The organism is Nocardia sp. NBC_01503 (assembly GCF_036327755.1).
Taxonomy (GTDB): domain Bacteria; phylum Actinomycetota; class Actinomycetes; order Mycobacteriales; family Mycobacteriaceae; genus Nocardia.
Map to the genome: position 1 here is coordinate 8,219,568 of NZ_CP109596.1, position 21,426 is coordinate 8,240,993.

Annotated in this window: 22 protein-coding genes; 7 read left to right on the plus strand and 15 right to left on the minus strand. The window is 65.5% G+C overall.

The annotated features are described in order from the left end of the window. Positions 1–10: 10 nt before the first annotated feature. The 4 genes from qcrB to ctaE form a co-directional block, all read right to left on the minus strand. Positions 11–1,615 carry a cytochrome bc1 complex cytochrome b subunit gene (gene qcrB, locus OHB26_RS38095; protein WP_330182078.1) on the minus strand — a complete coding sequence of 535 codons (1,605 nt, stop codon included), beginning with the start codon at positions 1,613–1,615 and terminating at the stop codon, positions 11–13. Further along, on the minus strand, positions 1,612–2,766 hold the full coding sequence (gene qcrA / locus OHB26_RS38100; RefSeq protein WP_330182079.1) for a cytochrome bc1 complex Rieske iron-sulfur subunit: 1,155 nt from the start codon (positions 2,764–2,766) through the stop codon (positions 1,612–1,614). Before qcrA ends, qcrB begins: the two co-directional genes overlap by 4 nt. 73 nt (positions 2,767–2,839) lie before the next feature. After that, positions 2,840–3,703, minus strand: coding sequence for a cytochrome bc1 complex diheme cytochrome c subunit (gene qcrC, locus OHB26_RS38105; protein ID WP_442942813.1), 864 nt, complete (start codon positions 3,701–3,703; stop codon positions 2,840–2,842). An 82-nt stretch (positions 3,704–3,785) separates the two neighbouring features. Next, positions 3,786–4,397 (minus strand): aa3-type cytochrome oxidase subunit III, encoded by a 612-nt coding sequence (ctaE, locus tag OHB26_RS38110; protein WP_330182080.1) that lies wholly within the window; start codon positions 4,395–4,397, stop codon positions 3,786–3,788. 178 nt (positions 4,398–4,575) lie between these two features. On the opposite strand from ctaE, the gene OHB26_RS38115 reads away from it, so the two are divergent. The 3 genes from OHB26_RS38115 (at position 4,576) to OHB26_RS38125 (ending at position 6,687) form a co-directional block, all read left to right on the plus strand. Continuing rightward, a complete protein-coding gene (locus OHB26_RS38115) occupies positions 4,576–4,986 on the plus strand; it encodes a ribonuclease E inhibitor RraB (RefSeq protein ID WP_330182081.1) in 411 nt (136 codons plus the stop codon). A 123-nt stretch (positions 4,987–5,109) separates the two neighbouring features. Next, on the plus strand, positions 5,110–6,165 hold the full coding sequence (gene trpD, locus OHB26_RS38120; RefSeq protein WP_330182082.1) for an anthranilate phosphoribosyltransferase: 1,056 nt from the start codon (positions 5,110–5,112) through the stop codon (positions 6,163–6,165). A gap of 168 nt (positions 6,166–6,333) precedes the next feature. After that, a complete protein-coding gene (locus OHB26_RS38125) occupies positions 6,334–6,687 on the plus strand; it encodes a hypothetical protein (RefSeq protein ID WP_330182083.1) in 354 nt (117 codons plus the stop codon). A gap of 4 nt (positions 6,688–6,691) precedes the next feature. Here the strand turns inward: OHB26_RS38125 and OHB26_RS38130 are convergent, their stop codons facing one another. Together OHB26_RS38130 and OHB26_RS38135 are read right to left on the minus strand one after the other, a co-directional pair. Beyond that, positions 6,692–6,967 (minus strand): Lrp/AsnC family transcriptional regulator, encoded by a 276-nt coding sequence (locus OHB26_RS38130; protein WP_330182084.1) that lies wholly within the window; start codon positions 6,965–6,967, stop codon positions 6,692–6,694. Positions 6,968–7,011: 44 nt separating this feature from the next. After that, complete coding sequence (locus tag OHB26_RS38135; protein WP_330182085.1) at positions 7,012–7,467, minus strand: MarR family winged helix-turn-helix transcriptional regulator; 456 nt, start codon at positions 7,465–7,467, stop codon at positions 7,012–7,014. 92 nt (positions 7,468–7,559) lie between these two features. Between OHB26_RS38135 and OHB26_RS38140 the strand changes: the two genes are divergently transcribed. After that, complete coding sequence (locus tag OHB26_RS38140) at positions 7,560–8,405, plus strand: NAD(P)H-binding protein (RefSeq protein ID WP_330182086.1); 846 nt, start codon at positions 7,560–7,562, stop codon at positions 8,403–8,405. Between the two features lie 144 nt (positions 8,406–8,549). Further along, positions 8,550–9,242 (plus strand): YdcF family protein, encoded by a 693-nt coding sequence (locus OHB26_RS38145; protein WP_330182087.1) that lies wholly within the window; start codon positions 8,550–8,552, stop codon positions 9,240–9,242. Positions 9,243–9,401: 159 nt separating this feature from the next. Here the strand turns inward: OHB26_RS38145 and OHB26_RS38150 are convergent, their stop codons facing one another. From OHB26_RS38150 to OHB26_RS38170, 5 genes are all read right to left on the minus strand, one after another. Continuing rightward, positions 9,402–9,854 carry a MaoC family dehydratase gene (locus OHB26_RS38150; RefSeq protein ID WP_330182088.1) on the minus strand — a complete coding sequence of 151 codons (453 nt, stop codon included), beginning with the start codon at positions 9,852–9,854 and terminating at the stop codon, positions 9,402–9,404. A gap of 70 nt (positions 9,855–9,924) precedes the next feature. Beyond that, positions 9,925–11,409 (minus strand): long-chain-fatty-acid--CoA ligase, encoded by a 1,485-nt coding sequence (locus tag OHB26_RS38155; RefSeq protein ID WP_330182089.1) that lies wholly within the window; start codon positions 11,407–11,409, stop codon positions 9,925–9,927. Between the two features lie 36 nt (positions 11,410–11,445). After that, positions 11,446–12,603 (minus strand): acyl-CoA dehydrogenase family protein, encoded by a 1,158-nt coding sequence (locus tag OHB26_RS38160; RefSeq protein WP_330182090.1) that lies wholly within the window; start codon positions 12,601–12,603, stop codon positions 11,446–11,448. A 21-nt stretch (positions 12,604–12,624) separates the two neighbouring features. Continuing rightward, positions 12,625–13,377 (minus strand): SDR family NAD(P)-dependent oxidoreductase, encoded by a 753-nt coding sequence (locus OHB26_RS38165; protein ID WP_330182091.1) that lies wholly within the window; start codon positions 13,375–13,377, stop codon positions 12,625–12,627. Positions 13,378–13,416: 39 nt separating this feature from the next. Then, a complete protein-coding gene (locus tag OHB26_RS38170) occupies positions 13,417–14,568 on the minus strand; it encodes an acyl-CoA dehydrogenase family protein (protein ID WP_330182092.1) in 1,152 nt (383 codons plus the stop codon). A gap of 96 nt (positions 14,569–14,664) precedes the next feature. Between OHB26_RS38170 and OHB26_RS38175 the strand changes: the two genes are divergently transcribed. Both OHB26_RS38175 and OHB26_RS38180 read left to right on the plus strand, forming a co-directional pair. Further along, positions 14,665–15,297 (plus strand): TetR/AcrR family transcriptional regulator, encoded by a 633-nt coding sequence (locus OHB26_RS38175; RefSeq protein ID WP_330182093.1) that lies wholly within the window; start codon positions 14,665–14,667, stop codon positions 15,295–15,297. A 200-nt stretch (positions 15,298–15,497) separates the two neighbouring features. Further along, positions 15,498–16,382, plus strand: a complete 885-nt coding sequence (locus OHB26_RS38180; RefSeq protein ID WP_330185913.1) for a peptidoglycan recognition protein family protein — start codon at positions 15,498–15,500, stop codon at positions 16,380–16,382. A 424-nt stretch (positions 16,383–16,806) separates the two neighbouring features. Here OHB26_RS38180 and OHB26_RS38185 read toward each other — a convergent pair whose 3' ends face one another. The 4 genes from OHB26_RS38185 to OHB26_RS38200 all read right to left on the minus strand — a co-directional run bounded on the left by OHB26_RS38185 (position 16,807) and on the right by OHB26_RS38200 (position 21,425). After that, positions 16,807–18,126, minus strand: a complete 1,320-nt coding sequence (locus OHB26_RS38185) for a TIGR03118 family protein (RefSeq protein ID WP_330182094.1) — start codon at positions 18,124–18,126, stop codon at positions 16,807–16,809. A 154-nt stretch (positions 18,127–18,280) separates the two neighbouring features. Further along, positions 18,281–19,414 carry a sulfotransferase family protein gene (locus OHB26_RS38190; protein WP_330182095.1) on the minus strand — a complete coding sequence of 378 codons (1,134 nt, stop codon included), beginning with the start codon at positions 19,412–19,414 and terminating at the stop codon, positions 18,281–18,283. 20 nt (positions 19,415–19,434) lie between these two features. Then, on the minus strand, positions 19,435–20,229 hold the full coding sequence (locus OHB26_RS38195; RefSeq protein ID WP_330182096.1) for an SDR family oxidoreductase: 795 nt from the start codon (positions 20,227–20,229) through the stop codon (positions 19,435–19,437). Then, entirely contained in the window at positions 20,226–21,425 is a 1,200-nt protein-coding gene (locus OHB26_RS38200; RefSeq protein WP_330182097.1) for a hypothetical protein, read from the minus strand. Before OHB26_RS38200 ends, OHB26_RS38195 begins: the two co-directional genes overlap by 4 nt. Position 21,426: the final 1 nt, after the last annotated feature.

Sequence of the window (21,426 nt, forward strand, 5' to 3'; positions counted from 1 at the left end):
GCTGTCGACCTCAGTGGCCGTGCGAACCGCTGTCCGCGGTGTCCTGGTGGGATTCCAGGGCGGCCAGCATGTCGTGCTCTTCCTTGTGCGCGTTCGCGACATTGTCCAGCTGCTGCTGGGCCGGGTCGGCGAACAGGAAGGAGCCGGTGCCGGGCTTGCCGGCGGAGCCGAGTTTGGACATCTTCTTGGGCACGGGTGCGCCCTGGTACTCCAGCGGGATGGGGTGGCCGTGCGAATCGACCGGTCCCAGCGGCTGGTGGATCTCGATGTACTCACCGTGCGGCAGGCGCTTGATGACACCGGTCTCGATACCGTGCTCGAGCACCGCCCGGTCGCTGCGCTGCAGGCCGAGGCAGAGCCGGTACGCCGCGAAGTAGGCGATCGGCGGCGCGGTCAGCAGTGCGATGCGGAAGATCCAGGTGGTGGCGTTGAGCGAGATGTCGAACTTCAGCGAGATGATGTCGTTGACACACGCCAGGGTCAACACCAGGTAGAACGCGATGGCCATGGCACCGATGGCGGTGCGGACCGGCACGTCGCGCGGACGCTGGAGCAGGTTGTGGCGAGCGGTGTCGCCGGTGAGGCGCTTCTCGATCCAGGGGTAGATCACCAGGACGGTGAACACCAGACCCATGATGAGCGCGACCCAGAACGCGGCCGGCACGGTGTGGCCCCAGAAGTAGAGCTCCCACGGCGGCATCAGACGCGCCATACCGTCGGTCCACATCATGTAGAAGTCCGGCTGCGAACCCGCGGAGACCTGAGACGGGTTGTAGGGACCCAGGTTCCAGATCGGGTTGATCTGCAGCACGCCACCCATGATCGCGACGATGCCCAGGGTGAACATGAAGAACGCGCCCTGGTCGGCGGCGAACACCGGCACGATGCGCGCGCCGACGACATTGGTTTCCTTGCGACCCGGTCCGGGGAACTGGGTGTGCTTCTGGTACCAGACCAGCGCGACGTGCGCGGCGATCAGGGCCAGCAGGATGCCCGGAATGAGCAGCACGTGCGCGATGTACAGGCGCGGAATGATGATCGTGCCCGGGAAGTCGCCCGCGAAGATCAGCCAGTGCAGCCAGGTGCCGATGACCGGAACACCGATGGTGATGCCCGAGAAGGCCGCGCGCAGACCGGTACCCGAGAGCAGGTCGTCCGGGAGCGAGTAACCGAAGAAGCCCTCGAACATCGCCAGGATGAGCAGCAGCGAGCCGATCACCCAGTTGGCCTCACGCGGCTTGCGGAACGCGCCGGTGAAGAAGATGCGGAACAGGTGGATGATGATCGACGCCGCGAACAGCAGCGCCGCCCAGTGGTGCACCTGGCGCACGAACAGACCGCCGCGCACCTCGAAGGAGATGTTCAGCGCGGTTTCATAGGCCCGCGACATGGTGACACCGCGCAGGGGCTGGTACGCGCCCTGGTAGACGGTCTCGCTCATGGACGGGTCGAAGTACAGCGTCAGGTAGATACCCGACAGCAGCAGGATGATGAACGCGTACAGCGCGATCTCACCGAGCAGGAACGACCAGTGGGTCGGGAAGACCTTGTTGATCGACCGCTTCACGAATGCGGCAGCGTGGTACCGCTCGTCGAGTTCGTTGGCCTGGCTCATGAACGACGCTCCCAGTAGGCCGGGCCGAGGGGCTCGATGAAGTCGTGTACGGCGACCAGGTAGCCCTCGGCATTGACGGTGATCGGCAGCTGCGGCAGCGCGCGAGCGGCGGGACCGAAGACCGGCTTACCCCATTCGGTCGCGGAGAACTGCGACTGGTGGCAGGGGCAGAGAATCCGGTTGGTCTGCTGCTCGAAAAGCGAGGTCGGGCAACCGAGATGGGTGCAGATCTTCGAGTAGGCGAAGTAATCGCCGTAGTTGAAGCTCTCCTGGCCCTTGCGCTTGATGGCGCCTTCGGCGTCCTTGGTGCGCAGGCGAATCAGCATGACGGCGTTGCGAATTCCGCGCAGAGACTGGAGGGTCTCGTGCTCGTCACCGCGCCACTCTTCCTTCCAGGGGAAGACGGTCTCCATCGCGCCCGCGTCCAGATCCTCCGGGCGCACCAGGACGATGTCCTCGGGGCGGCCGGTATCGCGGCGCAGGAAGACGGTCTGACCCTCGTAATCGGGGGTCCAGCCCGAGACCCACAGCGGCGACTTGTCGCCCTTGGCCCATGGGTTCTTGATCATGCCGCCGGCGAAGACGAACAGCGCGCCGATGCCGAGCAGGCCCGCGCCCGCACCCGCGGTGCGGGTGATGAGCTTGCGGCGGCCCAGGGTGGAGGTGTCCACCGCGTCCTGCAGCTGCGCGGCCAGGGTGCGGCGGTTGACCTCGGAGGACTTACCGTCGTGGCGGTCCTGGATGGAGATCTCGACCGGGATGAACTTCTTGCGGATGAGCACCACGGCGATACCGATGGCGAGCACCGCGATGCCCATGGTGAGGCCGTACAGCGGGGTGGTCAGCGTGTAAGCGCCGTTGCCCTCCTCGCCGCGACCCTTGTACTCCCAGGGCCAGAAGAGGTAGACGCCGATGAGCGCGGCGCCGAAGATCGCGGAGATGGCGAACCACAGCGCCACCTGACGCTCGGCGCGCTTCTCGGCGCGGGTACCGGGGACCGGCCAGCGGGGGGCGCGGTACGCGACGTCGACACCGTCGAGCTTGGTGCCGAGTTCGACGAGCTCATCGCGCGACATGGCGTCGAGCTGCTCATCGGTGAAGTCGTGCTCGCTGGGGTTGTCCCCCATGCTCTTTCGCTCCTGTTCACTCATGACTGAATCCTCCGGGTCATGCCCGCGGGCCCTCCGTGGTTACGCTGCGCTACCGCCTCCGGGCCTGACGCGGTCATGACCGGGATCCGATCCACATAGCCGATCCGACCAGAACCACGATGCCGACGATCCAGATGGCCAGACCCTCGGTCGCGGGACCGAAGCCGCCGAGGCCGTAGCCGCCCTCGGACTTGGTCTCCATCCGGTCCTTGATGTACGCGACGATGTCCTTCTTCTCCTCCGGCGTCAGCTGCCGGTCGGAGAACTTGGGCATGTTCTGCGGGCCGGTGAGCATGGCCAGGTAGATCTGCTGCTCGCTCGCCTCCTCCAGAGGCGGAGCGAACTTACCGGAGGACAGCGCGCCGCCCTTACCGGTGAAGTTGTGGCAGGAGGCGCAGTTCATGCGGAAGAGTTCGCCACCGCGGCCGAGATCGGCTCCGGCGATGATGGACTCCTGCGCGATCTCACCGTTGCTGTCCCGAACGACGGTCGGACCGCCACCGTTGGCCTGGATGTAGGCGCCGAGGGCGTCGGTCTGGTGCGCGTCGAACTTCGGGGGCTTACGGACGATCTGCGCCTCGTTGCGGGCGGCGGGCATACGACCGGACGACACCTGGAAGTACACCGCGGCCTCGCCGACGCCGATGAGGCTCGGGCCGCGATCCTGGACACCCTGCAGGTTGGCACCGTGGCAGGTGACGCAGGAGGTGTCGTAGATCTGCTTGCCCTCGCGGATCAGCGCGGACTGGTCCTCGTGCGCGGTGGCGACCTGCGCCTGCGGGGTCAGGGCCGATGCCGCGAAGCCGGCTCCGACGAGGCCCATCAGAAGAACCAGACCGCCGGCCAGCTTGCGGCGCAGGCGCCGCTGCTTGCGGGTCTTGGTGGCCTCGCCGATCCCCTCGCTGGGATCTGGCGCTGACGGGGGAGATGAACTCATCTGTGTCCCTTTGGAGTAGACGGAACCGACTTGTCAGAAGCTTCGTGCCTACGGCGGGCAGTGCCGTGGTACTGGATCCGCGTCAGCGGATGAAGTAGATCGTGGCGAAGAGCCCGATCCAAACGATGTCGACGAAGTGCCAGTAGTAGGAGACGACGATCGCGGCGGTGGCCTGCGCGGGGGTGAACTTGCTGAGCGAGGTGCGGATCAGCAGGAACACGAACGCGATCAGACCGCCGATGACGTGCAGACCGTGGAAGCCGGTGGTGATGTAGAAGACCGAGCCGTACACGGTGCTGGAGATCGTGGTGCCCTCTTTGACCAGGTTGGTGTACTCGTAGCCCTGACCGGCGACGAACATCGCGCCCATGATCAGGGTGACGGTGTACCAGCGACGCAGGCCGAACACATCGCCGCGCTCGGCGGCGAAGACACCCATCTGGCAGGTGAAGGACGAGGCCACCAGCACAGCGGTCACCGGCACGGCGAGCTTGAGGTTCAGCTCGGTCGGCTCCATCGGCCAGTGGCCGTGGGCCTGCGCGCGGGCGACAAAGTACATGGCGAACAGGCCGGCGAAGAACATCAACTCGCTCGACAGCCAGATGATGGTACCGACGCTGACCATGTTGGGCCGGTTCAGCGAATGCACTCGCTGGGTAATGGCCGATCCTGGGGTCCCTACTGCGGTCGTCACGCCGGTAAGTATGACTTGTCGTAGTACGACAGACATAGCGGGGTACGAAACTTCGTCGTACGTGTCGGAAACCGCAGGGCGAGCGAGCCTCTCGTGGGGCGCTCGGCGTGTCACGGACCAGCCTAGATTGACCGGGTAAGAGAAACCTGAGCCGAGATTCGAGGAGTTGGACACAGCGATGGAGTGGGTTCGAAAGCTGCTGCGGCGCGGCGGGACAACGGAACTGGATCCCGGGCGCGGCGATCTGATCGTGGTGGCGTCGAGCTTCGACGACGCGGAGGCGTGTTCGGCGGCGCTCGCACGAGCGGAGAACTGGACTGCCGACCAGCCTGCCGTGCTGCGGCATCACCTGCGGATTCCCGATGATCAGATGCAGTCTGTCGCAGTCATAGCCGCGCAGGACGGATATGAGTTAACCGACTACGACTACGAGGCGAACATGATCTTGCAGCGGGTACAGCTCCTGGACGCCCTGCACTGCTCGCAGGAGCGCTCCCGAATGGCGGGCCTGGCCCAGCGCCATGACGGTGACGCCCTCGGCTGGGACGCCCTGCAACCCGCACCGGGACAACCAAGGGAAAAGAAATAGCCCCCGCGCACTAGGCTTGCTCCGACAACACTGGTGGCCCGACATCACTCCGGATTCCCGGGGGGTTCGGGGGCGAAGCCCCTGAGAGTCCCGAGAGTTGGTTGAACCCGAATGGAAGAGTCAATGAGCGCGCGCAGCTGGCGAGAAATTCTCGGCATCCTCACCGACGGCAACGACCTGTCCGCGGATGAGGCCGCGTGGGCCATGAACGAGATCTTCACCGACAGCGCGACCTCGGCGCAGATCGCGGCCTTCGGCGTGGCGCTGAAGATGAAGGGCCCCACCCCCGATGAGCTGGGTGGATTGGCCGACGGAATGCTGTCGCACGCGCGCCGGGTGCCCTATGAGGGCCGCGCGGTCGATATCGTCGGCACCGGCGGCGACCGGTCCGGCACGGTCAATATCTCCACCATGTCCTCGATCGTGGTGGCGGCCACCGGTATTCCGGTGGTCAAGCACGGTAATCGCGCGGCCTCGTCCAAGAGCGGCGGCGCGGATGTGCTGGAGGCGCTCGGGGTGAAGATCGCCCTCGGCCCGCAATCGGTGGCGAAGTCGGTGCAGGAGGTCGGGATCGGCTTCTGTTTCGCCCCGGTCTTCCATCCCTCGCTGCGGTACGCGAGCAAGGCGCGCGGTGAGATCGGCATCCCCACGGTCTTCAATATCCTGGGCCCGCTGACCAATCCGGCCCAGCCGACCGCCGGACTCATCGGCTGCGCGTTCGCGGATCTGCTGCCGACCATCGCGGGTGTGTTCGCGAGCCGCGGCTCCACCGCGCTGATCGTGCGCGGTAATGACGGCCTGGACGAGATCACCACCGCGGACACCACCGATGCGTGGGTGGTCGCGGGCGGGCGCAGTGTCGAAACCACCATCGACCCAACGAAATTGGGGATCGCGCGGGTGGATCCGTCGGCGCTCAAGGGTGGTGACGCGGAGATGAACGCGGTGATCGCCCGCAATATGCTCGCGGGTGAACGCGGCCCGGTGCGCGATGCCGTGCTACTGAACTCCGCGGCCGCCGTGGTCGCCTTCGAGATGACCCCCGAGTCCGCCGCGGGTGATCTGCACTCGCAGCTGGCGGTGGCCCTGGAGAAGGTCGCCGCGGCCATCGATACCGGTGCGGCGGCGGACCTGCTGGACCGCTGGGCGACCGTCACCAATCAGCTCGACGCGGAGTAACCCCGCGCGTTTGCCGGTGAGATGCCCGCGACAGCGCTACAGTTCGATCGTTGAGCAGGCGGTTCTCCGCTGCCGGGCGCGGGTGATCGCCGTACGGACCGAGTCGAGGATGTGCGGCATGGTGCGATTACGAGTGATGAACGCCGGTGCGTCAACGACCGCACCGTAATGGCGCACACCTGTGAGCACTGCGGAATCCCTTGGCGGCGTGGATTATTCACGGTCGCGGCGGTGCTCGGCGTGGGCGGGTTACTGGGCGCGGTGCCGGAGAGCGGTGCACACCCGGTCGCACCGATCGTGCGAGAGACGGCCGCGGGCACGCTGACCGTCGACGGGCACCACTACCTCGACCCGTCCGGTTGTCTGACCATTCGCAAGGTGCCGCGACGCATCGCGGTGGAGAACAGGACCGACCGCGGGATCCGCGTGTATCTACTCCCCGTCTGTAAGGGCGGGGTCACCAATGTGGTGGAGCCCGGCCGGACGGCGACGCCACTCGGAGCGTCGGTCCAGTCGGACTGAGCCGCTATTCGCCGATGGAGAAGCCCGCCTCGACATCGGCGCGCGAGTAGGACTTGAACGCGATATGGGTCGCGGTGCGCACGACGCCCGGGGTCTTGTTGATGCGCCCGGTCACCACCTCGGCGATGCGCTCGTACTCGCGCACCCGTACGACGGCGATCAGATCCACATCGCCCGCGCACGAATAGACCTCGGCCACCCCGTCGATATCCGCCAACTCCTGCGCGGTCTCAGGAATGCGGTCGGACTCGGCGTGGATCAGCACGATCGCGGTAATCATGCGCCCAACTCTAGGTGATCACGGGCGCGGCGTTGCCGGTTGTGTCAGTCGGGCAGCGTGCCGGGTTGGTCGATGGGGCCGCCGAGGAGTTCGGTGGCGCTGGCGTGAATCTTGGTCAGGGCCGACATCAGATGTGCGCGTTCGGTATCGGTGAGGGCGGCGGTCACCCTGTCCTCCAGCAGCTTGCGATCGGCCTCGACCGGGCCCTGGAGTTCGCGGCCCTTATCGGTGAGCCAGAGTCGAACGAGTCGGTTGTCGCGATCGTCGGGGCGGCGGACCAGCAGTCCGGCCGCGGTCATGCGGGTCGCCATTTTGACGACAGTCGGGGTGGTGACGTTCAGCGCGGCCGCCATCTCCCCCGGGGTGCGCCCGTCCCGCTCCCAGAGCACGGCGAGCACATGGTTCTGGCCCAGATGCAGGCCGTGCCGTCGCATATCGCGATCGGCCAAGGCGCGCAAGGCTTTCGATGTGCTGCCGTGCAGGTCCAGGAATGCGGACATCGACCCTCCGATATGCGAAATCGACCATTGACCCGAGATCGTTAGCCGTCTAGCGTTATTCGATAGACGGCTAACGACTTGGAGCGTTTTTCATGATACTTCTGACCGGAGCCACCGGAAACATAGGCCGGGAGCTCTCTCGACAATTGGGTGCGGCCGCGGTGCCGTACCGGGCACTGGTGCGCGATACCGCACGAGCCGCCGATCTCCCCGGAGCCGAACTCCACCTCGGCGATCTCGACGATCCCGCGACCCTGACCACCGCCTTCGACGGTGTCACCGCGCTGTTCCTGCTCGTACCCGGCACCGGCATGGACCACGCCGAGCATGCCGTCGCGGCCGCTCGCACGGCCGGGGTCGAGCGCGTCGTGCTGATCTCCTCGTTCTGGGCTCTCGGCGATCCGATTCCGCCCATGGGTCGCTGGCATCACGCGCGGGAACAGCTCGTCATCGACAGCGGTATCGACTCGACGATCCTGCGTCCGGGCGGGCTGATGACCAATGTCCTGGAGTGGATTCCGGCGATTCGCGCGGATGAGCCCATTCTGGATCCGACCGGACCGGGTCGCTTCGCACCCATCGACCCCGCCGATATCGCGGCGGTCGCGACCCTGGCACTGACCGAGGACGGTCATGCGAAAGCCGCGTACAACCTGACCGGTGACGAATCACTGACCTGCGCGGAGCAGGTCGCGATTCTCTCCGGAGTCCTGGACCGCCCCTTGCGGATTCGCGCCACCGCCACCGCGGACGAGGCCGTTCGCGCCCGCTTTCCCCGGGGCGCGCCCCCGGCGCTGGCCGAGGCGATTCGCGAATCCTTCGACCGGATGCGTTCGGACACAGTCGGTCTGCGCACCGAGACGGTCGCCGAGCTGCTGGGCCGGGCTCCGCGCACCTTCGAGCAGTGGTGCCGAGCCCATCGGGACGCCTTCCACTGAACCCGAACGTCCCACTGAGTGAACAAGTTCCAGAAATTGGGGTCTTGTTTTCACGATTTCCGTACCCGGGCGAGGATTTCGGGTGATCATGGATCAAAATGTGAACCGACTAGTAGTCACTAGTGGCTATCCAGGGGGTTTCCGATGTACGACCTGCTACCGGCCGTTCCGGTTCTGCGCCACCTCTCCCGAAATACCGCTCGCCTCGCCGTGCGCACCCTGCTCGCCGGGGCCACCGTCGCGGCGATCACCGCGGCCGCCATCCCGGCCCACGCCGAGGGTTCGGCCGTGCCCGCGACCCCCATCGCGGGCATTACCGAAGATGTTGTCACCGCACTCAATTCGGTGACCAACCTGATGCCGGGGCTGGACCTGCCCGGTCTCGACCTGCCCGCCATGTTCAGCCCCACCACCGCGATCGTGGTGCTCGGCTACGGGCTGCAACCGGACGGCGATATGCGCCCGGAGCTGATCAACCGCCTGTACGCCGGATACGTCTCGGCGCTGCTCTCCCCCGAGGCGCCGGTCATCGTCACCGGCGGCAATCCGCAGAACGGACGCACCGAGGCACAGGCCATGGCGGACTGGATGATCGCACGCGGCATCCACCCCGAGCGCATTCACAGTGAGACCAAGGCGAACTCCACGGTTCAGAATGCGGCGTTCTCGGCGCAGCTCATGGAGGCGATCGGCGCGCACGCCGCCATCCTGATCACCTCGGCGGACCATATCGCGCGGGCACTGAGCAATTTCCGCTCCGCCGGTATCGCCGTGGTGGCGACCATGACCCCGGACGAATCCCCGCTCTCGGCACAGCCTTTCGGACCGGTCAAGTAGATCAGCGCCCGCGGCGGCCGGAAGACCTGCGGTGGCCCGAGCACGAGGCGATATCGGCGACCGCCCCGGCTACGGAATACCCATCGCTGATCCCGAGTCCTGGCTACCCCGAACGCTGAGTCGGCGTGAGAGCGAAAGGTTCTCACGCCGAACCGGCACTCAGGACAGATAACGGGCGATGCTCTCCGCGACGCAGGCCGGTTTGGCCTCGCCCTCGATCTCGACGGTGACCGTGCGCTCGGCCTGGACACCGCCGGGGATATCGGTCACCGAGTTCAGGGTGAAGCGACCGCGGATGCGACTGCCCACCGGAACCGGGCTGATGAAGCGAACCTTGTTGAGCCCGTAGTTGATTGCCATGCGGGCGCAGCTGAACTCCATCACCTGGGCGGTCATGGGGACGACCAGGGACAGGGTCAGGAACCCGTGGGCGATGGTGCGGCCGTAAGGTCCCTCGGCCGCGCGTACCGGATCGACGTGGATCCACTGGTGATCACCGGTGGCCTCGGCGAACCGATCGATGCGCTGCTGGTCGACGAGAAACCAATCGCTGACCCCGATTTCGGTGCCCACCGCCGCGCGCAGCTGATCGAAGGTGGCGAAGTCGATCATGCTGTACCTCCTGTCGCAGGTGCGGGACTCTGCGTGGTTACACCGTGCTGCCGCCTCCGAGCCTGACCGCTCATGCGAAACGCTCCTTCAGTTCTCGTTTCAGGATCTTATGGGTCGGCCCGAGTGGGAGTTCGGTGAGGAATTCGACGCGGCGCGGGTACTTATAGCGCGCGACATGCTCACGGGCGTAATCGATTACCTCATCGGCGGTGACCGGTTCGGCGGGTATGACGACGGCCAGGATCTCCTCGCCGTAATTGTCATCGGGTACACCGATCACCGCGACCTGCGCGATCTTGGGATGCCGCAGGAGCGCGGCCTCCACCTCGGTGGGGTACACATTGAATCCGCCGCGGATGATCATCTCCTTGATGCGGTCGACAATGCGCAGGTAGCCCTCTTCATCCTTGGTGCCGAGGTCTCCGGTGCGGAACCAGCCGTCCACCACCGCCTCCGCGGTGGCCTCCGGCCTACCGGTGTAACCGCTGAACACATTGTGGCCGCGCACCACGACCTCGCCGATGCTCCCGGCGGGGAGCAGTTCGATGCGGTCGCGCACATCCGGATCGGCGATCTCGGCGTCCACGCCCCAGACCGCGTGCCCGACCGTTCCGGCGCGTGCGCCGAGCTGCGGCTGGTTGACCGTCGCGGTGGGTGAGGTCTCCGAAAGTCCGTAGCCCTCCAGCACATTCGCGCCGTAGACGCGCTCGAACTCCTCGAGCACCGAGGGTGGCAGGGCCGCGCCGCCACTGATGCAGAGCTTGAGCTCGGGCAGCTTCTCGGCGTGTTTCGCCGCCTCCAACAGGCCGAGGTACATGGTCGGGACACCGTGGAACATATTGATGTTCTCGGTGTTCATGAGCCGAATCGCCTCTGCCGCATCGAATCTCGGCAGCAGCACCAGGGTCGCGCCGACCCGCCAGTGCGAGTTCATCGAGACGGTCTGCCCGAAGACGTGGAACAGCGGCAGTGCGCCCAGGGCGATGTCATCGCGGTGCACCTCATTGGCGTCGAAGGCGTTCACCGTCGCGCACATGACCATATTGAGGTGGCTGAGCTCCGCGCCCTTGGGTGTTCCGGTGGTGCCGCTGGTGTAGAACACCACTGCGGTATCGAGCGGACTGCGCGAGATGAACGTCGGAATCGCGTCGCCGACAAGTTCTTTCGGGCTGATGCAGCGAATCCCGGCGCTCTCGGCGGCCGCCTCGGCCACCGGTGCGACCATATCGTGGGCGATCAGCAGCGAAGCGCCGCTGTCGCGCAATACGTACTCGGCCTCGGGCGCGGTGAGCAGCAGATGTACCGGCACCACCGTCGCGCCCGCCGCGAGAATCGCGAAGTAGGCGCGTGGGAAGTCAGCGGTATTGGGTCCCATGAGCGCGACCCGATCCCCGGGCCGCACACCGAGTGCGATGAGCGCCCCGGCCTGTTCGCGGGCCTGCCGCCACAGCTCGGCGAAGGTAATCCGTTGCGCCCCTTCGATGAGAGCGAGGTGGTCGGGCCGTCGTCGCGCCGGTTCGGCGAGAATGCTGGCCAGGGAGAGAGTCGCGTTCATTGAGACCTCATGGGTTGGAGCGATGTCGGATGCGGGCTACAGGCCCATGTCCTTGGCGATGATCATCTTCATGACCTCGCTGGTGCCGCCGTAGATGCGGTTCACGCGGTTGTCGGCGTACAGGCGGGCGATCGGGTACTCGTTGATGAACCCGTAGCCGCCGTGCAACTGCAGGCAGCGATCGATGACACGCGCGGCGACCTCGGTGCAGAACAGCTTGGCCGAGGCGGCATCGGCCGGGGTGAGCGTCCCGGCGTCCAGGGCCTCGAGCCCGCGATCGACCACGGCCTCGGCGGCATCGACCTCGGCCTGACAGGCGGCCAGTTCGAACTTGGTGTTCTGGAAGCTGGCGACGGGCTGCCCGAAGACATTGCGCTGCTTGGTGTATTCCTTGGCGAACGCGATGGCGGCGGTGGCCTGCGCGTACGCGCCGACGGCAATGGAGAGCCGTTCCTGGGGCAGGTTCAGACCCAGGTAGGAGAAGCCCTTGTTCTCCTCGCCGAGCAGATCCGCCACCGGCACCTTCACATCGGTGAAGTTGAGCTCCGCGGTATCGGAGGTCTTGAGCCCGAGCTTGTCCAGCTTGCGGCCCACCACATATCCCGGGGACTTGGTATCCACCAGGAACAGCGAAATACCGTGGCGGCGATCGTTTTCCAACGGTGCGGCGGTGCGGGCGCAGACGATCACCCGGTCGGCATGTACGCCGCCGGTGATGAAGGTCTTGGACCCGTTCAGCACATAGTGCGTGCCGTCCGCGGAAAGCTTTGCGGTGGTCCGCATTCCGGCCAGGTCCGAGCCGGTGCCGGGCTCGGTCATGGCGATCGCGAACATGATCTCGCCACTGACGAAGCCCGGGAGCATGCGCTCCTTCTGCTCCTGGGTGGCGAGCATCTTCAGATACGGCAGGCACAGGCCCACGTGCACGCTGGACCCACCGAAGGAGACGGCCGCGCGGGCGCACTCCTCGATGAGAATGGTTTGGAACTTGAAGGATTCGATACCCGCGCCGCCGAACTCCTCCGGTACCTCGATACCGAAGATGCCGAGTTCGGCCAGCTTGTAGTAGAACTCGCGCGGCACGATGCCCGCCTCGTACCACTCGTCGTAATGCGGTGCGACCTCCGATTCGATGAAGGAGCGCACCGTCTTACGGAAGGCATCGTGGTCGGCGTCGAAGACTGTTCGCTGCATGATTCTTTTCTCTGAGAGTTGTTAGAGCTTGCGTCCGCCGTCGACGTAGATCGTCTGGCCGGTCACGAAGGACGAGTTTTCGGAGGCGAGGAACGACACCACATTGGCGATGTCCTCGGGGTAGCCGACACGGCGCAACGGGGTGACTTCGGCTGCGGCCTTACGGAATTCGGCCGGATCGACGCCGACACGCGCGGCGGTGGCATCGGTCATATCGGTGACGATGAAACCCGGCGCGACGGCATTCACATTGATCCCGTACGGGCCGAGCTCGATGGCCAGCGTCCGGGTGAAGCCCTGGATACCCATCTTGGCGGCCGAGTAATTGGCCTGCCCACGGCTGCCCAGCGCGGACACGCTGGAGGTGTTCACGATCTTTCCGGACTTCTGCTTCACCATGTACCGCTGCGCGGCCCGGCTGCACAGGAACGCGCCGCGCAGATGCACCGACATGACGGTGTCCCAGTCCTCGACCGACATCTTGAACAGCAGGTTGTCGCGCAGCACACCGGCATTGTTGACCAGCACGTCGACCGAACCCAGCTCTGCCACAACGCGTTCGAACGCCGCATCCACCGAGGCTTCGTCGGCGACATTGCAGCCCACCGCGATGGCCTTACCGCCCGCGGCCACAATGGTGTCCACGGCGGTCTTACCGGCGGCCTCGTCCAGATCGGCGATGACGACGGTGAATCCGTCGGCCGCGAGCCGGGAGGCGGTGGCCGCGCCGATACCGCGCGCCGCGCCGGTGACGAATGCAACCTTCGAAGTCATAGCGAAACTCCTTGTCAGCGAATGTTGTTGGGAACGATGTCAGTTGAAGGCGTTCACGCCGGTGAGGGCGCGTCCGATGAGCAGCTTCTGAATCTGGCTGGTGCCCTCGTACAGCGTGAGCACCCGGGCATCGCGCAGGTATTTGGCGGCCGGGAATTCGTCGATGTACCCGTACCCGCCGAACACCTGAATCGCGTTGTTGGCGGCCTTGACCGCGGCCTCACTGGCGAACAGTTTGGCGACCGAGGCTTCGGTGCCGAACGGTTTACCGCGCTCCACCAGGTCGGCCACCCGCCAGGCGAGCAGCCGAGCCGCCTCGACGTCGACGGCGATATCGGCGAGCAGTTCCTGAACCAGCTGATAGGAGGCGATGGGCTTGCCGAACTGCTCGCGCTCCCGAGCGTATTTCACCGCCGCCTCGAGACAGCCGCGGGCAACGCCGACACATCCGGCGGCCACGCCCATGCGGCCCTTGTCGAGTGCGGCCATGGCGATTTTGAAGCCCTGCCCCTCATCGCCGAGCCGCGCGGAGTCGGGCACCCGTACCTGATCGAGGACGAGTTCGGCGGTGGCCTGGCCGCGCAGTCCGAGCTTGCCCTTGATCTCGGTGCGGGTGAAGCCGGGCGCGTCGGTGGGCACCAAGAAGGCGGTCACACCCCTTGGCCCGGGTCCGCCGCTGCGTGCGAAGACGATGGCCACATCGGCCCAGGTGCCGTTGGTAATGAAGATCTTCGTGCCGGAGATGAGCCAATCATCGCCGTTTCGAACGGCTTTGGCGGTGAGGTTGCCCGCATCCGAGCCGGTCTCGGGTTCGGTGAGCGCGAAGCAGCCCAGGGCCTGCCCGGAACACAAGCGCGGCAACCACTCTCGCCGCTGTGCATCGGTGCCGTACGTCTTGATCGACTTGCTCACCAACCCGAGCGAGACCGAGACGATGCCGCGCACCGAACTGTCCCCGCGCCCGAGCTCCTCCAGGAGCAGGCAGTAGTCCAGGGCGGTGCCGCCGGAGCCGCCGTACTCCTCGGGAATCTCGATACCGAGGAAGCCCATCTCGCCGAGTTTGCCGACGATGGCGGTGTCCACCGATTCTTCGCGATCCCATGCGGCGGCGAAGGGGACGACCTCTTTGTCCACCCAGGCGCGGGCGACCTCGCGTAGTTCGCGCTGTGCCTCGCCGAGCTCGAAGTCCATGCTGAATGGCTCCTAACCAAACGTTGTTAGGTTTATGCCTGCGAAGCTATCCTAACGGTGTTCGGTTTTTCAAGACCCGGGTGATAACTTCAAGCAATGGCCAGACCGAAGGTGCCGCTGCTGAGTCGCGAACGCATTCGCGACGCCGCGCTGACGCTGGTCGATCGCGATGGGCTGGCCGAGCTGTCCATGCGCAAACTCGCCGCCGAACTGGGTGTGCAGGCCGCCTCGCTCTATGGCCACTACCCCACCAAGGACGATCTCCTCGATGACATCGCCGCGGGCATCATGAGCCGCGTCGACACCTCCGCCTTCGATTCCGGGGATTGGCAGCACGGGCTGATGTCCTGGGCGCGGTCCTACCGCGATGAACTCGTCGCGCACCCCAACTTCGTGCCGTATCTGGCGGCCGGTCCCGGCAAGCGGGAGGAGAATCTGCGGCACGCCGACGCCGTACACGGCGGACTGGTCGGCGCGGGCTGGCCGCCACGCGAGGCCACCATGATCGGCGCGGCCACCCGCTATCTGGTCATGGGCGCGACCATCGGCTCCTTCTCCCGCGGTTTCGTCGATGACGTACAGGTTTACCGGGATCGCTATCCGCATCTGGAGCAGGCGCATCTGTTGCGCGCTCGCGCGGACGAAATCGATTCCGAGAGTTTCGAATTGGCGCTGACCGCCTTCGTCGACGGTCTCACGGCCCGATTCCCGGTGCGGGTCACCGAGTAGTCGTTGCCCTTTCGTACGATTCATCGGACGAAAGAGCGAGGACTGAAGTGACACAGAACAATCGAATCGATCGCCGCACACTACTAACCGGGGCCGCTGCTGTCGCGGCGGCCGGAATGCTCGGAGCGCGTGGCAGCGCGCACGCCGGGCCAACAGCGGGAACCGATTGCAAGGGCGGTATTTTCACCGCCTTGAGAGATGTGGAACCGACCGCGAAACCCGCCTCGGTGCGATTCCGGGTAGCGGGCGCATGGACCGATCCGGTTCCCGTACACCGCACCGCCCACGGGCGCGATGATCGCCCCGGCAAGCTCTCGGAGATCGTGCCGATCCCGGCGGGGGCCGACAAGGTCGACGTGATCGCCGAAAACATCACGCTCCCCAGCGTTTTCGCGCCCGTGACAGCGCAGCCGTTCAAAACACCGGTAACCACCTCCTACGCCTGGGGTTTCCCGGCGGTCACCCGCTCCGGCTGGGGCGCGGACGAATCCCTCCAGACCTGGGGGGAACCGGAATACTCACCGGCACAGCTGATTACCGTGCACCACACCCAGATCCCCACCGGCGCGGAGTACGACGACTACCGCGACGCGGTCCGCGGCGTCTACCGCTTCCACGCCCTCCCCGATCCGGACGGCCAAGGCTGGGGCGATCTCGGCTACCACCTCATGATCGACCCGAACGGCGTCATCTACTCCGCCCGTCACCCCGGCACCGACGACGCCCCCATCCTCAAACCCGGCACAGACCTGAAGCCCGGCGCCGAGGTGGTCACGGCAGGCCATGTGCGCGGCGCGAATTCGGGAAATATCGGCATCTGCCTGATCGGCGACTTCACCCACACCCTCCCCAGCAAACCTGCCCTGCACAGCCTCGACGCGGTCCTGACCCGCCTCTGCACCGGCCTGGGCATTCACCCCTTCGCCCAGATCAACTACGTCAACCCCGTGAATGGCATCACCGCCACCAAGCCCGCCGTCTCCGGTCACGGTGACTGGCAAGACATTTGCGGCGAAACGTCGTGCCCCGGCGACTTCCTGCACACCATCCTCCCCCTGCTCACCGCCCTGTCCCAGCTCGGCTGAGATTGCCCTGCCAGTGGTACGGAGTTCCGTGGCCGACCCATGTGTCCGGCCGATTCGCGAATGGTCTTGCCTTCGCTCAACCGGGCTGCAAAGCAGAACTGGCACAGCTGGTTACGTCGTTCCCACAAGAACCACCCACTCGAAGTGGACAATCCAGTCAAAGTGAAGCGTCTCACGGTGCCCGCGCCCCTCTTCCGAGGCGACCGCACCACCGACACAGGGCTATCACACCCCCTGTACTGGGATCACACCCCGCACAAGGGGTGTGCGGGTTAGACACGGGGTGTGATCACCTCGAGGGCGGGGGTTTGGTCTTGGGGTTTGTGTCGTTGCTCGAGATCGGGACTACGGACTTCTCGTCCAGATTTCTGTGCCTTTGACGGCGAAATGTCCCGAGCCGCGGGGCGACTCGGGACATTCACGGCTACTGCAGACGCAGGCTGCCGAAGAGGCCGTCTTTCTCGTCTTCGGGGCCGGCGGTGAAGTACAGGGCGTCGGAGTCGCCGAGGCCCTCACCGTTGCCGAACATCAGGGCCCACAGGCCCGGGATTTCGATCGGCTTGCCGGTGGTGTTGCGGAGGTAGTCGACGGGCTTGCCGGTGGCGTCGTCGATGGCGACGATGTGGCCGAGGCCGCCGAAGTTGCCTACCAGGATCTTGCCGCTGAGCGGGCCGAAGCCTTCGGGGGCGATGGTGACGCCCCAGGGGGCGTTGAAGCGGTCGTCGCCGTCGATGGCGCGGACCAGCTTGCCGGCGGCGTCGAACTCGGCGACCTTACCCTTGCCGGGCTTGCCACCCGACGCCTTGTCGGCATCCTTGTCGAGTGAATCCTCTTCGCCCACATCGATCTTCGAGGCGTCGACCTCATCGGGCTTGGTGGTGGCGTACGAAATGAAGACGCGCTGGCCGATGGTGGTGACATTCCACGGGGCCGGATCGCCGGGTTTGACCTTCTTACCCTTGGCCGGATCGGCCGGGTCGAGATTGTCGCCGGTGGCGAAGGGGTTGGCGAAGCCGGCGGTGGGGATCAGCTTCCAGTTCTTGTCGAAGGTCCGGATCTGCGGGTTCTCACCGAAATCGGCCGCGAGCAGTTTATCGGCGGAGGGGGTCAGGGCGATGCCGAAGAACTGCATCCCCTTATCGGAGCCGTCGAATTCGACCAGCGCCGGGCCGTCATGGCGCACGATCTGGCCGCCCGCGCCCTGTTCGGTCCACGCGGAGATCTTGCCGGAGTCGGTGGCGAAGATGAATCGTGAGGAGCCGGTGAGCTTCTCGTCCTTGCCGTCGTAGCTGACCGGCTGATCCTTCACCACGAACAGATCCGAGGTGATGGGTGCGGGGTTGTAGACGACACCGGTGGTCTTGCCGACACTCTTGTCCGAGGTGTCGGAGTCCGCGCCGGGGACGTTCATGAGCTTCAACGGATCCTGGAACAGCTTCTGAAACTTGGGGTCCGAGGACTTGGTGACATCACCGACGAACTGGAAGGAGTAGCCGCCACCGCCGACCCAGAAGTGACCGCCCGCGCCCTTCGGCCGGTTCGCCAGGCCCCAGGCATTGACCATCTCCGGGTAGGTGAACTGCGCCCTGTACGAGTCCTTGTTGGCGGCCAGGTTGATCTGGGCGTACTGGTTGCCCTCCAGTGCCTGCGGATAGTTGTCGGCTACCGGCTCCGACTTCGAGCAGGCGGCGGCGACCAGCAGGGCCACGCCGAGTGCCGAGACACGCATCAGGTTTTTACGCATGGGCGTGGCGCCCGTGGTGCGCGCAGAGCCGTTCCAGCGTCCGTTCAATTTCCCTCGTCCTTCCAGTCCGGACCGCACTACCAGCGGTTAGGAGATGCTAACCATAGCTGGTTTAGGTGACGCTAACCATATCTGGAAGGACTCGGACGGTTTACTAGACCTCGAATTCGGCCCTGACCTGCGCTTCGGTCAGTCCGTAATCGGCCAGCGAGTACCGGTGAACGGGTTTCCGGTCACCACTCTTGCTCTCCTCATCGAGCGCGCCCATGGAGTTCTGCGCCGCGTTCGTGAAATCGATTCCGAAAGCGGTGTAGATCTTTTCGACGGTGCCCATCGGATCGGCGCGCAATTCGTCGAATTCGATATCCAGGAACTGCTCCGGGTTGTAACGCGCACGCGCGGAATTGAATTCGCGCAGACCGCGCGACCACAGCTCCAACTGCGACTTGCCGATGGTCTCACCGACGAAGGTGGTGGACCAGCCGCGCGCGGCCTGATCCGACAGGCTGCACGATGAGCCGACGATGGTCACCGGGTCGCGATGGGTCTGGATGATGAGCGCGTCCGGGTACACCGCCATGAGCGCGTCGAGGGCGAAAAGGTGACTCGGATTCTTGAGCACCCAGCGGCGTTCGTCACCGATCCCGATGAGCTGCAAGTTCTTCCGATGCCGGGTGTAGGCGTCGGTCCAATCCTGCTTGCGCAGCCACTGCGAGTAGGTGGGCAGGTGCGCCAGCGATTCGTACGAGATCGACTTCATCGTCTGGCGCAGCAGCTGCCAGCACTCCTCCACATCGGCGGCACTCATGTAGTGCACGCCCATGAACTCCGGATTCTCGATGCGGTGCTGGGCGAATCCGGCGTCGATGCGCTGGTAGATGGGATTCTCGGCCCAGGTCTCGCGCGGCGGCCGCGGCTGCGGGAAGTCGGCCAGCCACATCTCCAGGGCCTGATGACCCGGATCGGCGGCGAGCAGCCGGTGCAGGGCGGTGGTGCCGGTGCGGGGCAGTCCGGTGACGAAAATCGGCCTGGTGACCTTGGTTTCGGCGTACGCCGGATTGGCCTTCCAGGAGGCTTCGCTGAGCGCGCGGGCGACCAGCGCCCCGCGCAGGAAGTAGCGGCTCATCTTGGAGCCGAGCTCGGTGAGTCCGGCATCGCGCTGATAGGACTCGAGCAGGGTGCTCAGGCCCTCCAGGTAGTCGTCCGCGCCGAAGTCTTCGAGGCCGCAGACCCGGGTGGCCGAGGCGTGCAGATCCTCGACGGTGCCGACGGAGGTGCGTGCGCTCATGGGTTGAACTCCTTCTGACATCAGACGTGGTACTCGCCGCAGTTGACGTCGATGGTCTGGCCGGTGATGGCATTGGCGAACGGTGAGGCCAGGAAGACGACGGTCCGGGCGATCTCATCGGGCAGGGGCAGCCGCTTGAGATCGGATTTGGCGGCGGTCTGCTGGTAGACCTGCTCCTCGGTGATGCCGTACTTCTTGGCGATCTCGCCGAAGTACCACTTCAGCTGATCGGTCCAAATGTAGCCGGGGGCAACGGTATTGACCCGGATACCCTTATCGCCGAGTTCGGTGGCCAGGGTCTGCGACATGGCCAGCAGTGCGGATTTGGCGACCTTGTAGCTACCGTAGCGGGGTTCGGAGTGCCGCAGCACCGCCGAATTGATCATGACGACATTGCCCTTGGTCTCGGCGAGCGCGTCGGTGAAGGTCTGCGTCATGCGCAGGCCGCCCAGCACGGTGAGTTCGATGCTGTCGCGGATCTGCTGATAGTCGGTGCGCGCCAAGGGTTTCATGGACGGCACCGAGAAGGCGTTGTTCACCAGCACATCGACCTTGCCGAAGGTGTCGACGGTGCGATCGAGGAGGTTCCGCACCTGCTCGTCCTCGGTGATATCGGTGGGCACGCACAGGGTTTCACCGCCCTCGGCCTCGATCTCGGCGGCGACCTCCTTCAACCGGGATTCGGTGCGAGCGGCCAGCACGACCTTCGCGCCGGCCGCGGCGGCTTCGAGGCAGATGGAGCGGCCGAGGCCGGGGCCCACCCCGCTCATCACCACGACCTTGCCGTCGAGCAGTCCTGTCCTGAGCCGGGTCATCCGAGCATCCTCTCCGCGAAAGCGCGCTGGCGGCCGGCGATTCGTTCGCGCCAGCCCGCCTCGTCGATCTGATTGTGGGCGTAGTGCGGTAGCCGTTCGGCCACCTTGTCGAAGGGCACCAGTTCGATGGTGGGCCCGTCGGCCTCGGTCATCGGCCGGGCGACGCGCTGCCAGCGGAACTGGAGAATGCCCAGGCGGCGGCCGGTGGTCTCGATCCAGTTGGCAATGCCCGGGTTTCGCGCCGAGACGACCATGCGGATGATGCCGTCCGGATCCACCTGTGCCTGAGCGTGATTCAGGCTGGTCTGATGGTTGCTGTAGTCCAGCGAGATGTACCAGCGGCTACCGAGCTGGAAACCCTGGTACGGCGCATCGGATTTCGGCACGGTGATGATGAGCGCCTGATCGTCGGCCAGGTCGAAGTGACCGACCGAGGAGTACTGGGTGCTCAAACCGCCCGGGGTGAGCCGGGGTTCGGTGAGGGTGTTCACCGGCAGGTTCAGATAGAACCATTTGGGGAAGTTGAACCAGGTGTTGACCCGGGTCAGCAGCATGCGACCGGCGGCGCGGTAGCGCTTGCGCAGCGCGGCCACATCGGGTTCGACCGGTGCGGTGCCGATGGTGTCGACGCGTTCGATGCGAATACTGCCCTTGCGCTCATTGGCCCAGTCGCCGTACACCTCTCGCACCGCGAGCATGGACGCACCCTCGCCGAGGACGAAGTAGTTCGGGCCCGGGTTCTCCTTGGGCGGGCCGAAACGCAGCTGATAGCTGCCGTCTTCGGCGATCTCCAGACGGCGATCGTCGAAGGCGTCGTCGCCGTTGGGGACGTCGGTGGCGGTGTAATCGCCCTTGAGCACCTGGAAGCTCAGGTCGACGGTGCTGCCGCGTACGCCGGTGAGCAGGTATTCGCCGGTGGACTCCACATTCGCGTGGTAGTACAGCGTGTCCGGGTTGTCCAGGCCCATCTTGGTGTACGGGCCGGTGGAGGTCACGAAGTACGGGTGCGAGGTGCCGTGCGCGCGGGAAAGCTGCATGACCGCGGCGATACTGCCCTGAAGGTAGTCGTAGCCTTCGGCGAGATCATGCTCGTCGCGGATGAAATCGGCTGCGGCTATGAGCTTCTCGGCCTCGGCGACCGCGGCCAGCAGAGGCTCGGTCAGCGGGAGTTCGGCCTGTTCGATGTTTTGTTCCATC